9 protein-coding genes are annotated in these 13,464 nt (G+C 33.5%); 1 reads left to right on the top strand and 8 read right to left on the bottom strand.

All coding sequences use genetic code 11. From position 1 onward, the window contains the following. Nucleotides 1-32 precede the first annotated feature (32 nt). From mfd to K1X44_02420, 3 genes are read right to left on the bottom strand one after another with little or no spacing between them, the layout of a single operon-like run. Entirely contained in the window at nt 33-3,596 is a 3,564-nt protein-coding gene (gene mfd, locus K1X44_02430) for a transcription-repair coupling factor (protein ID MBX7146148.1), read from the bottom strand. 27 nt (nt 3,597-3,623) lie between these two features. After that, nucleotides 3,624-5,252 carry a tetratricopeptide repeat protein gene (locus K1X44_02425; protein ID MBX7146147.1) on the bottom strand — a complete coding sequence of 543 codons (1,629 nt, stop codon included), beginning with the start codon at nt 5,250-5,252 and terminating at the stop codon, nt 3,624-3,626. A 46-nt stretch (nt 5,253-5,298) separates the two neighbouring features. Continuing rightward, nucleotides 5,299-5,562: a succinate dehydrogenase assembly factor 2 gene (locus K1X44_02420; GenBank protein MBX7146146.1), complete on the bottom strand. Its 264-nt coding sequence runs from the start codon at nt 5,560-5,562 to the stop codon at nt 5,299-5,301. 99 nt (nt 5,563-5,661) lie between these two features. On the opposite strand from K1X44_02420, the gene recG reads away from it, so the two are divergent. Beyond that, nucleotides 5,662-7,752, top strand: a complete 2,091-nt coding sequence (recG, locus tag K1X44_02415; protein MBX7146145.1) for an ATP-dependent DNA helicase RecG — start codon at nt 5,662-5,664, stop codon at nt 7,750-7,752. A gap of 18 nt (nt 7,753-7,770) precedes the next feature. Here recG and K1X44_02410 read toward each other — a convergent pair whose 3' ends face one another. From K1X44_02410 to K1X44_02390, 5 genes are all read right to left on the bottom strand, one after another. Beyond that, nucleotides 7,771-8,394 (bottom strand): hypothetical protein, encoded by a 624-nt coding sequence (locus K1X44_02410; GenBank protein ID MBX7146144.1) that lies wholly within the window; start codon nt 8,392-8,394, stop codon nt 7,771-7,773. Between the two features lie 60 nt (nt 8,395-8,454). Next, nucleotides 8,455-9,768 (bottom strand): HlyD family type I secretion periplasmic adaptor subunit, encoded by a 1,314-nt coding sequence (locus K1X44_02405; protein ID MBX7146143.1) that lies wholly within the window; start codon nt 9,766-9,768, stop codon nt 8,455-8,457. A 12-nt stretch (nt 9,769-9,780) separates the two neighbouring features. Further along, nucleotides 9,781-11,967 carry a type I secretion system permease/ATPase gene (locus K1X44_02400; GenBank protein MBX7146142.1) on the bottom strand — a complete coding sequence of 729 codons (2,187 nt, stop codon included), beginning with the start codon at nt 11,965-11,967 and terminating at the stop codon, nt 9,781-9,783. Nucleotides 11,968-12,156: 189 nt separating this feature from the next. Next, the gene (locus tag K1X44_02395; protein ID MBX7146141.1) at nt 12,157-12,516 is read right to left on the bottom strand and encodes a hypothetical protein; all 360 of its coding nucleotides are present in this window, start codon (nt 12,514-12,516) and stop codon (nt 12,157-12,159) included. 115 nt (nt 12,517-12,631) lie between these two features. Next, nucleotides 12,632-13,240 carry a ribbon-helix-helix domain-containing protein gene (locus K1X44_02390; protein MBX7146140.1) on the bottom strand — a complete coding sequence of 203 codons (609 nt, stop codon included), beginning with the start codon at nt 13,238-13,240 and terminating at the stop codon, nt 12,632-12,634. Nucleotides 13,241-13,464: the final 224 nt, after the last annotated feature.

The following is a 13,464-nucleotide window of genomic DNA, read 5'->3' as shown; positions in this document are numbered from 1 at the left end:
CACCCTTTAAAAAATATTAAAAACACACAAATTTATGTACCAGATAAAGTTTTTAATTCTTCCAACAAATTAATTATGATTGTCATAATTTCAGAAGCCATAATTTCAGAAGATTGTGTATTTGTAAAACGATAAATTAATTTATGATCTGCCCTTAAAGACAAGGTTGATGAATTTTTATGAATAAAATCAATAAGTTTTGTTGGATTAGAAAAATAATTATCTTTAAAAGAAAAAGTGATACCTTTGGGTCCCACATCTATTTTATCAACATTTACAATTTTACATAATTGCTTCAAACTAATAACATGGAGTAGGTTTTTTAGTTCCAAGGGTATTGGCCCAAAACGGTCAATCATTTCGCTTTCAAAATTTACAACATCTTCTTTTTCATTTAAAAACCCAATACGTCGATAAAGATTAAGACGTAAATTCAAATCCTTAATATAAGTTTCAGGAATTAAAATTGGCATCCCGATATTAATTTGTGGGCTCCAATTTGTTGCAGCTTTAGTCACAGTTGGGTCACTGGATGCACGCAATTCATTAACTGTTTCTTCCAACATATGGTTATAAAGATCAACCCCTACTTCACGTACATTACCCGATTGTTCCTCCCCAATAAGATTACCTGCACCCCGAATATCTAAATCGTGGCTTGCAATAGAAAAACCTGCTCCCAAGTAATCTAATGCTTCTATAATCTGAAGTCTTTTTTGTGAATTTTTGGATAAAATTTTTTCTTCAGATAAAATAAAATAAGCATATCCTTGGATCTTGGTACGTCCAACACGTCCTTTTAATTGATATAATTGGGCCAACCCAAACATATCAGCACGATGAATAATAATTGTATTAGCCTGAGGAATATCCAACCCAGATTCGACAATATTGGTTGAAAGCAAGACATCATAAACCCCATCACAAAATTGGCGCATTGCATTTTCTAATTCATTTGCACTCATTTGTCCGTGTGCCACAACAATTTTTATCTCGGGCACAAGTTTTGTAATTTGGTCAATTACTTTATCTATATCTTTAATGCGTGGGCACACATAAAATATTTTCCCCCCACGTTTATATTCGCGAATAATAGCTTCCCTAATCATAACAGGGTCATAAGGAAGAACAAAACTTTGAACTGCCAAACGGTCCAATGGCGGGGTTGCAATCAAACTCATCTGCTTAATACCAGCCATGGAGAGTTGTAAAGTACGCGGAATAGGGGTAGCTGTTAAGGTTAAAACATGGATTTCAGATCGTAACTGCTTAAGCCTTTCTTTTTGGGCAACCCCAAAATGTTGTTCTTCATCAACAATCATTAAACCTAATCTATTAAATTCTATTGATTTACCAAGTATAGCATGGGTTGCCACAATAATATCAATACTCCCCTGTTTTAAGTCATTCTTAATCTGGCTTGCTTCTTTGGGTGTTATAAGTCTGGAAAGTTGTTTTATTTTTATGGGCAAATGTGCAAAACGTTGGGTGAAATTATTAAAATGTTGACGGGCCAATAATGTTGTTGGCACTGTTACAGCTACCTGATATCCAGCCATTGCCACAACAAAAGCTGCGCGCAAAGCTATTTCTGTTTTACCAAAACCAACATCCCCACAAATTAACCGGTCCATCGGTTGACCAGATGCCAGATCTGTTAAAACATCCTCGATTGCACGAAGCTGATCATCTGTTTCCGGATAGGGAAATTTTGCACAAAATTCATCATAAATACCTTCGGGTGGGATGATCGTGTCTGTTTTATTTAATTCTCTTAAAGCTGCAATTCTTATTAAATCCTGGGCAATTTCCCGAATTCTATTTTTAACTTTGGCTTTTCTATTTTGCCAATTGCTGCTTCCCAAATGATCTAGGGTGACAAGTGCATCCGCATCGCCATATCGTGATAAAACATCTATATTTTCAACTGGCACAAATAATTTATCATTATCTGCATAAAGTAATTTTAAACAATCGTGGGGCGCCCCACCAATATCTAATGTTTCTAAACCCTGATATTGACCAATACCATGGTCAATATGAACTAAATAATCATCAATCAAAAAATGGTTTAGTAAATTGAAAAACTTTTCAGGTGATTTTTTATGCTTGGTTGGTTTAATTATTTTTTCACCAAGAATATCTTGCTCTGTAATTAATATAAAATTGGGACAAGAAAAACCCTGTTTAATAGGTAACGTTATTAAACCCACTTGATCCTTGGATATTCTGTTTAAATCATCCCAAGAATTAAGAATGTCTGAACAAGAAATATGATGATCGCGCATCATATGGAAAAGTCGGTCTGTGCTTCCAGCTGTGTATCCACAGATAACAATATGTGTGTTTTGTTGATGCTGTTGAATATATTTATGTAAGCGATCAAAATGGTTTATTGTGGTTAAATCATTATCGTGAGCTGTAAATGCCTGAGCTGTAAATGAAAGACCTATCTGACCTTGAAAGTTAAATTTTTCATTTGAAACAAAAGGTGAGAAATTTAAAACCACACGGTTAGATAAGGATTGCTCCCAAGTTTTTTGATCAAAATATAAATGATTAGGTTCTAAAGGATAGTAAGCGGCACCTTGACTTTGCTGTTGATATTGTAAACGTGATTGATAATATTCTTCAATTAAAGCTATATGATTTTGGCAAGCTTTATCTAATTGAAAATCTGTTGATATAAAAGCAGATGGTATATAATCGAATAAAGTATCAAGATGATCATGAAAAAAAGATAACCAATGTTCCATACCTGGATAGGAACGTTTTTGGCTGATGGCTTCGTATAAAGGATCATCTATAGTCTTACTTCCAAATTTTTGTCTATAATTTTGACGAAAACGTTCAACTGTTTGGTCATCTAATAATATTTCACCTATGGGTTTTAAATCTACTGTATCTAATGTTTGAATGGTACGTTGGCTATGTGCATCAAATTCACGAATATTCTCTACTTTGTCACCAAAAAAATCGATACGAAATGGGTTATCTTTTCCGGCTGGAAATATATCTAAAATATCGCCGCGGCTCGCAAATTCACCAGATTCAATAACTGTTTCAACCCTGCTATATCCTTGATTAATCAAAAGTTTTTTTAACTGATCTAAAGATTGATCTATACCTTTTTCAAGTTTTATAATTTTATCATCAAAAAAAGATTGAGGAGGTACAAATTGTAAAATTGACGCAACAGATGTTACAACCACAAAAGATTTTTTAGACTTTTGATATTCTTTAATTTTAATAAAAGCTTCAATCCTTTTACCTAAAATTTCTTTATGTGGCGATGATCGATCATAGGGTAAGCAATCCCATGCTGGTATCACAACAAGTTCAATATCTGGGGCAAAAAAAGTAAAACTGGTTTCAAATTCAGCTAATCGTATCTCATCATTTACAATATGAAGCCAGGTTAAAAAATTATTATCGGAAAAACCTGTTCGTTTAAAATTTTCAAAAAAATCTTTGATAACAAAAATATCAAAACCTTGGGGTATACCCCCACATTGATAAGATTGGGGGTGCGTCACATCAAAAGATATGCCCAATGATGTAATCAAATGATTATGATATTGTAATGGATATGACATTGGATCAAATATTTTATATAAGAAAGATCAAGTATCTTGGTGCTTGACGTAGAAACCTTTTTCATCCCAACGAATTTCAAGCGATACCTCCCCTTTTTCCGTAACAGAAAAAGGATGTTCAAAAAACTGTATCAATTGTTCCCGCCAGACACGTTGGGTTACATCATAAATGGAATAATATGTTTGTGCATCAAAAACAACATCAAACCATAAAACAACACCATGACATGTTCCTGATGCAAGACCATCAATAATAATTTTCTTCCGTCCTGTTACAGATTCTATTGTTTCATGATCAAATGAAAAAATAGGAAAAGGTTCACTTAAATAAGTGCAACCTTGTTCATGTAAAAAATCATAATGTGGGTCAGAAAAAGCATTAAGCGGTGATAGATCGAACCCTGCTATACGGTTAATCGGATATGATATGAGTGATTTTAACGGACATTCAACAAGAATGGCATAAACATTATAGCCATTTGGGATAATTTGTGCCCCTGACTTTAATAATTTTTTTTGTGCGTAACGTAGCGCAAGAAACGTTTGGGGTGGTGTTAAACCTGAATAAGAAGGTTGCCATAAAAGAAGATCCGATAACTCTTTCACCTCTTCACCAAGTGTAACTTCCGTTAATGTCTTGTTATGAATACTGATTAATCCTTCAAACCCATTATTTTTTACAATTTCTGAAACTTTTTCAGCCACAAAAATATTGGGTTCACACGATACAATTTGGCTTGCCCCAAATTTAGCTGCCAACATGGATTTAAGACCAGACCCTGCCCCAAATTCTATAATCTTTGCCCCTGGAATAATTGCTTTAGCTAAAGCTTTTTCAAAACATTCGGTCCATTCATCATCATGGATTTCTTTTGTGACCCAGGACGGAGAATGGGCACTATATAATTGTCTTTGTAAAAAAAGCATATCGTGATTTTGGGGCACATGTTCCAATCCCCGATTAACTATTTGATACGCATCATAAATTCTTCCCTGATCTTCAAATAGCCGGAACAAAGATCGATAACTTGATACATAAGTTGGATCAAGTTCTAATGTTCTGTTAAGTATTTCTTCTGCCTCTAGCTGTGAACCTTTAAAAATAAGCATTGTTGATAAATTATAAAGCGCATCAAGATAAGATCCATTTAAATCACATGCAATACGAAAAGCTTGTTCTGCTTCATCTAATTGACCGATTTCTCTTAAAACGAGCCCAAGATTATTATAAGCTTCGGCATAATCGGGATTAAAACTAATAGCTTTGCGAAAATGGGTTTCAGCTTCACCCCATTTTTTTAATGCCCTTTGTACATTACCCAAATTGTTATAAGCATTGGCATTTCTGCTATCAAGAACAATGGCCCGATGTAAAGCCAATTCTGCTTCGTGAAAAAGACCCAATTCATAAAGAATAACCGCCCGATTATTATGATAAGAAATCACGCTATTATTGATGGCCAAAGCTTTATCTAACGCCTCTAATGCTTCTTGTGGGCGCTTCATATCATAAAGCACCATACTTAAAAAATGAAGCAATTGGGGTTGATTTTTATGTTTTTCCAACCCCTGTTTACACGCCATTTCAGCTGCCGCCAACCTTCCAGCAGCACGATGTTGTTTGGCAAGATTAAGCCATTCCTGACTTTGGGTCATGATTTTATCTTTATATTTCTTGTTAACCAAGAAAACATCATAATTGTTATAGCGTCCTATCTTTCAAAAATTTATGAACCAAAGCAATAATATCCTTATACAAATCAGGTACCACACCATAGCCCATAATCCAATCATAAAGATCAGGATCATTATTTTCCAAAAAATTAGCATATAAATTCAATTGTGATTCAGAAAATAATGAAAAATACTGATCAAAAAATGGACCAAGTAAAAGATCCATTTCTCTTGTCCCACGATGCCAACTTCGATACCGCAGTTGTTTTTTTATGTGCTCTAACTGATTCAAATTATATCCTATGAAAATGATTTTATAATTAAGTATAATCAAAACATATTATTTGATAAAACATCTTAATAAATACACTTATGACGAATAGGTTTTGGTATGCGTCCCGAAATTCTTTTTCCCCTTTTTAATCAACTTTCGACCCTATCAGGTGTTGGACCAAAATATACAAAATTATTAGAAAAAATAGTAGGACAAAATATTTTATCTTTATATAACCATCTCCCAATTTCTATTCTTGAACGACGTAATCTTCTTTCTCTTGCTCAAATTAATTTTAATGAAGATAAGCCTGTTATTCTGAACCTGACTATTCATGCGCATTCTTCTTTTGTAAGAAAAGGCCAGCCCTATAAAATTCAAACTTTTGATAAAGAAGGTATCCCTCTAGATTTAGTTTTTTTTAATATAACCAAAAGTTATTTAGAAAAAATAGCCCCCACAGGAAGCCAACGTATTGTTAGTGGTAAAATAGAATACTATGGAAAAAAATTCCAAATTATTCATCCTGATTTTATTGTGCCTTTAACAGAAAAAAATAAAATTAAAAACGTTGAACCAATTTATCCTTTAACTCAGGGAATAAGCAATCGTTTTTTAAATAAAATAATTGAAAATGCCCTCCAAAAAATACCTCTTTTGCCTGAATGGATTGTGCCATCTTTTATAGCCAAGCAAGGTTGGGTATCGTGGCATGATTCTATAAAACAGGCACACTCTCCCCAAAATTTTGATGACCTTAACCCAGTTCATCCTGTACGGGTGCGCCTTGCCTATGATGAAATGCTTGCCAACCAATTAAGCATGAAACTTATACGTAGGCATCATAAGCAAAAAACATCCCTACCTATTAAAATTTCACCAGAATTTAAACAAAAGTTTTTGCAAAACCTTCCCTATAATCTGACACAAGATCAAATGAACGCCATTATTGATATTGAACAAGATATGGCCAAATCATATCCTATGCTTCGCCTTCTTCAAGGGGATGTAGGAAGTGGAAAAACCATCATTGCTTTTTTTGCTTTACTTGCAACTGCTCTTATTCAAAAACAGGCTGTTCTTTTAGCACCCACAGAAATTTTGGCCACCCAACATCATACAAATTTACTACCCCTAGCAGAAAAATTTAATATTGATATTGTTCTTTTAATCAGCAAGCATAAAACATCCATCAAAAATTCCATGTTAGGTCATATTGCCAAGGGACAAGCCCGCATTATTATTGGAACCCATGCTGTTTTCCAAAGCAAAATTACATTTAATCAATTAGCCATGGTTGTTATCGATGAACAACACCGCTTTGGTGTGCAGCAAAGATTATTATTAACCGAAAAAGGAAATAATCCGCATCTTTTGGTAATGAGCGCTACCCCCATTCCCCGTACGCTAACTATGGCTTTATATGGAGATTTAGATATTTCCATATTGCAACAAAAGCCTAAAGGGCGCCAACAAATTGATACGCGCGTCATTTCATTTGAAAAAATAGGTTTACTTATTCAAAACATCACTAATGCCATTAAAGATGGGCATAAAATTTATTGGATCTGTCCTCTTATTCAAGAATCTGACCAACAGAACCTTATGACTACAGAAGAAAGATATAAAATATTAAAAGAAAAACTACCCTTTAAAATAGCCATGCTTCATGGCCAAATGACATCTGATATTAAAGACCAAACCATAGAAGAATTCAGAAAAGGTTCCATTGATATTCTTGTTGCGACCACTTTGATTGAAGTTGGTGTTGATGTCCCAACTGCAACAGTTATGATTATCGAACATGCTGAAAGATTTGGATTGGCACAATTGCACCAATTACGGGGAAGAGTCGGCCGTGGGAGTAAACAATCCATCTGTATTTTACTTTATGCTGAACCTTTATCTGATACGGCAAAAGCCAGACTAAACATTATGCGGCAAACAAATGATGGTTTTTTTATTGCAGAAGAAGATTTAAAATTACGAGGTGGTGGCGAAATATTAGGCACATCACAAAGTGGCATGCCAGGTTTTCATTTTATTGATCTTCATGCCCATAGTCATTTTTTCAAAATAGCTGAAGCCGAAATTAATACCTATCTTGAAAAAGATCCCGATTTATTGGAACCCCGAGGAAAAGCTTTACGCATTTTACTTTATCTATTTGAAAAAGATAAAGTAATTAAAAATTTTCTAAGTGGATAAAGCTATATCTTAATATTATTATCTGGCTGGATAAGAAAACAATCCATAAAGCTGTTGCATTTTTTCGATCGTATTTTTGGCATCCATACTATTAACCTCTGATGTCTTCAGCAATTTTGCATTAAATTGAACTAAAATTTGTACCCGTGTTCTTTGATTATAATCCTCTCTCCATGGATCATGATAGGGCCATCCACGATAAAATGGTGGTACCCTGGATCTTGACCACATCATAGAGGCAGGATAACCAGGGCCTATAGGTCGATAATAAACTTCACGTTCAACAACAGTTTTTGCATCGGTTGTTTGATTTTCTACTAAAAAATAAGGATATCCTTTTTCTAAAGATAATTGCGCTGTGCGCCACAAGGCAAAATCAATAGCTCTTTGACGCTCTTGATCAACTTTGCTTTGATAGCCAAACATCGCATCATTTGTACTTAATAAAGGTGTTTGATATGATATTTGATAATAGGTATCAGACAATTTTAAGTCTTGATAGCCATAAGAACTATTTGTAAAACCTTGCTCGTTCCGTGCAACCAAAGGGGGTTTACCTTGGTCCATACCCTGTTCGATACAAGATATAAGAATTAATGGTATTAATCCAACAAAGGCTATTTTATAAAATTTAATCGACACGCTCATTATACCAAATAACTAGAACCTCTATTTATTATACACCAGTTTTAGGAAAAAATATTATCTTTCACGCAAAGCATTAGAACTTGCCTGTAAAATAGGTTGTAAAAGATAATTTAAAAGCGTTTTTTGTCCCGTTAAAATATCAACAGATGCGGTCATTCCAGGAATAATAGGTAATTTTTTTTGATTATCCCCTAAATGATTGACCTTAGTTCTTAAGTAGATACGAAAAAAACTTTCCCTACTTTCTGGATCTTCAATAGCATCAGCACTTATTCGTTCAACTTCGGCCTCTAACCCACCATATATATTATAATCATAAGCCGTTACTCTTACGATAGCTTTTTGTTCAGGGTGAATAAAAGCAATATCTGTGGGTTTAATTCGTGCTTCAATTAATAATGTATCTTCCATAGGTACAATTTCAATTAAATCTTGCCCCGGCCTTACAACCCCGCCAATAGTTCGAACTTTCATTTCTTTCACAGTCCCCTTAACTGGTGATCGCACTTCGGTACGGCGCACCTTATCGCGATCTGCAGTTAACGATTCTTGAATAGAACGTAATTTAACCTTATATTCACCTAATTGTTGTACGGCTTCACTTCTAAAGCTATTAAGTTTTTCATCCAATCTAGCTTTTGCTTCTTTTACTGCTGCTTCTGCCCTTGGTATCATGGAACGCACATTATCAATTTCTGATGCCAAATCATTCACTTCACGCTTTTTACGAAGCAAATCCACCGATGAAACTGTTTTTTCTTTTTCCATTTTTTCTAAAATTTGCAATTCTTCCTGGGCTAAATTATAGGACGTTTGCAAATTAGGAAGCTTTTTTGTAGCAGCAACAACTTCTTGTTCACTTCCCTCCAAGACCGCTTTTAATGAATCAACCTGTGCGCCTAAGGTTAATTGGCGATTTTTATAAAGTGCCATTTCTGTGGCTATAACTTCTGGGGCTTCCAATTGTAATTCTTCAGAGAAATTTAAATTTTCAACTGGTTTATCACTTACTTCTGCTTCAAGCCTGGTGACAGCTGCTTCTAGGGCTACAGCCTGCTGTTTTAAATCCCGCACTTGGGATTCCATTTGGGTATTATCTATGCGTAATAATATTTGATCTTTATCAACAATCGTACCTTCATCAACTAGAATTTCAGCAATAATTCCACCTTCTAAATTTTGAATAGTTTGGACCTGACTTGATGGAATAATTTTGCCATACCCACGGGTTACTTCATCTAAATGGGCATAGCGTGCCCAAATTAAAAAAACAATCACAATAAAACAAATAACCCATATAAAAACATAAGCAAGTTTTTTGGTTTTTGTTAAGTTTTTATCTGGATCTGTCCACAAATTTAATGCCATATAAATTCCATTTTAAGAATTATGTGAAGAAGCAGCTGCATGAATTTGACCTTTCGTTAAAGAATCAATCACAGATTTTTTTGGTCCATCCGCCACAATCTTTCCATTATCTAAAACAATTAATCGATCAACCAAAGATAACATAGCTTGCCGATGTGTAATTAAAATAAAAGTTTTATTGGGTAAAATTTGTGCAAACCTATCTTTAAATGAATTTTCTGTTGAATTATCCATTGCACTTGTTGGTTCATCAAATAAAAAGATTGGGGGATTTAATAAAATGGCCCGTGCTAAAATAATTGCTTGACGTTGTCCACCAGATAAATTCTTCCCATCTTCCCCAACTTGAAAATTAAATCCATGGGGATGATCTTTAATAAAATTATATACACCGGAAATCTTTGCAGCTTCCAAAATTGTTTCTTCTTGAATATAGGGTTGGCCCATCGTAATATTATCTTTTATTGATCCATAAAAAATTGTTGAATCTTGTAAAACTGTTCCTATACGGCTGCGCAAATCAACAGGATCAATCTGGCGAATATCTATTCCATCCAATGTAATCATCCCATTTTCTGGTTCGTAAAGATTCAATAGCAACCTACCTATTGTTGTTTTACCTGATCCAATACGACCTAAAATACCAATTTTTTCACCAGCTTTAATTTTAAAATTTATCCCATTTAAAACTTTACCATATTGTTGGGGGTAACTAAAAACCACATCACGAAATTCTATAGACTCTTTGATATGGGTTTGGTTTAAAAAAATCTTATCAAAGGGACGTTCAACCGGAATTTTCATCAATTGGTTTAACCCTTTAAGAGATGCCCAACTTTGATAAAGGCGCAAAATAATGCCAGCAATTTGGGCCAAAGGTGCCATAGCACGGCTTGTTAACATGGATGATGCTATCAAAGCACCAACTGTCATACGACCGTCTGCCACATGATACACACCCCATATCATAACAAAAATTACTGTAATATTTGACATAAAGGTTGCAAAATTAATGGTCAGTAATGACCAAAATTTAGACGTTGTCGCAGATTGGGCAGCAACCGTTACAAAATCCCGCCATCTTCTTTGAATATATCCTTCCGCACGCGATACCTTAATGGATTCCAATCCTTGAATTGTTTCAACTAATAAAGCTTGTTTTTGGGCTGTTTCTTTATAAGCCTGATCAACACTGCGCCGCATTGGAATTTGTAAAAACAAACTACAAATAAGAACTAAAGGAATAATAACCAAAGGTATAAAAGCAATAGATCCACCCACCATATATAAAATGGCAATAAATAAAAGCAAAAAAGGGATATCAACTAAGGTTGATAATGAAGCTGAGGTTAAAAAATCCCGAATATTTTCAAATTCGCGTATAATATTTGCAAGCCCCCCGGACGATTGGGGTCTTTTATCCATACGCATCGATAAAATATGCTCAAATATATGATTAGAAATTTGTTGATCCAAAGTACGTCCCGCTTGATCAATAAAATAACCCCTTAAGAGGCGCATTAAAAAATCAAATCCAAAAGCCATAATAACCCCAAGCGCTAAAACCCATAGACTTTCAAACGCACTATTAGGGACAATGCGGTCATAGACCGCCATGCTGAATATAGGACTTGCTAATCCAAAAATGTTCAAAAAAATTGACGCAATAAAAACTTGAATATAAACAGGTAAAAATTTAATTAAGCGACCCCAAAACCAATTTTTTTGATGATCTGTTGTTGAAAATTCTAGTGCCCTTGGGTCTAGGTGAATTTTAGGCCGAATTAAAACCAGGGATCCTATATATAGTTTTTTTAAATCATCCAGATTGATATGTTGATAAACATCTAAGGTGCTTGGTTCCACAATCTGTGCTTGATCATTTTTAATTTTAACTAAAATAACAGCTTTTTTATTTTCTAATAAAAGAACACAGGGTAAATGAATTTGATTGATATCTATTAAATCTTTTGAAGAAATTTTAACTGAAAAAGATATTTTTTCTGCGGCCTGTTCTAAAAGCTCTAAGGTCATTCCTTGATCTGATAAAGGCAGACCTGCTGTTATAACTGCTGCTGTTTGAGGGATGCCCCAGAATCGTGTTATAAAAATCAGACATTGAATCAAATCATCATCTTCAACCCGATTAATGATGTCTTTTGAATTATTTTTTAAGGAGATTTTTTCAGATTCCGTCATTATCAAGTTTATATAATATTACTTCCATAAAAAATGATATCAATTTAATTATATCCCCATCTCTCTTTATGTGCATCATAAAATGACCTTAAATCATTAAAACACCTTTAATGATTTACAACACACCAAGCCTATGCTTTTATAATATCATTAATCAAAGCAAAATTTTAAAAGCTTACTTTTACTAAATTATGAATGTGAAGGAATAATTGTCAATTCTACATCAGGTGAACAATAAAGAGTTGTCCCACCTTCAAAAGTATAAAAAGATAAACCCTCTACATTTAAACCTTCGCTTGTTGTATGGGAACCAGCAACACCAGAATTGATAACATTAACATCAGTTTCAATATTAAGATGAGAATGACTTGCATCACTTAAGAAGACTATTTCACCATTTGAATCAGGCAATAAATCTTGATAAGATATAGTCAATAAAGGTTCTTGGGATGAAACTTCAGAAACAGCAGGTTGAATAGATTCTGGATAAATTAATGATTCTTCATTTGAAATAAGTGAATAATCTGTAAATATGTTTTTTGTTGCCATATTATTAACCCAAATTTATTAATTAAATAAAAAATTTTTTAAATATAGTATAATTTTAGCCAGTAAATATTAAGTAAGTATTAATATAATTAAATCTTATCAAAAATATATTATATTATCGCATAGTTGCTGGGTGATAATCAAGATAAATCATATAAGAAAAATAATCTTCTTTAATATCAGCCAAAACAAGGGTTGCTTTTGTTGTGATAAGCTTTCCTGGCTTTAAATATATAATATTAGCGGCAATAGAGCCAGTATAACCCCTAGAGAACATATCAAGAATAAATGGTAAGGGTTGGGTTGGTTTTATTTGTATATAATGGGTAATTAATTTACCAATTAATCCTTTTTCTTCTGCTCCCAGCCAAGTTAAAGCTAAAGAATTAGCCGCAATTACAGCTTGGGCATTATTAATCAAAAAACATGGAACAGGGCAGGCTTTCATCACAAAAGGAAGCAAAGCCCGGTCCCCTGTTGTTTGTAAAAAATTCAATTCTTTCTTTAAGATTCCAATTTCTTGATGAAGATAATCTAAACAAAAAAGCCTTATAGTATTTGTAATATTTTCAGGTAACTGATTCTGTTTGCTAATAATATTATGGACTAATTCATTGAGTTTTATTTTTAATGTTTGGGCAATTGTATCTAAACAATCCCAAATAACATCGTCCAGTTTTAACGAATAACGCCGACCATGATATTGAATAATACGGTGGGGCATTTAATTTAATTATTCCTTCAACATGTATATTAATTTTCTATTATTAACATGGTAAAGATTAACAAAATATTAAAAACCTACCACCCGGGTGGTAGGTTTTTAATTTACCTACCTAATTTTAAACATAGTATAAATATTATTTATATAAAAATTTTATAAATAACAAGCAAATGAAGAGTATATATGGTTAATTTTTAATAAATTAGCTTTTATTATGCTACTAC

The organism is Alphaproteobacteria bacterium (assembly GCA_019695395.1).
Lineage (GTDB): Bacteria > Pseudomonadota > Alphaproteobacteria > JAEUKQ01 > JAIBAD01 > JAIBAD01.
The sequence above is the reverse complement of the archived record's forward strand: the minus strand, read 5'-3'. Positions and strand labels throughout refer to the sequence as shown.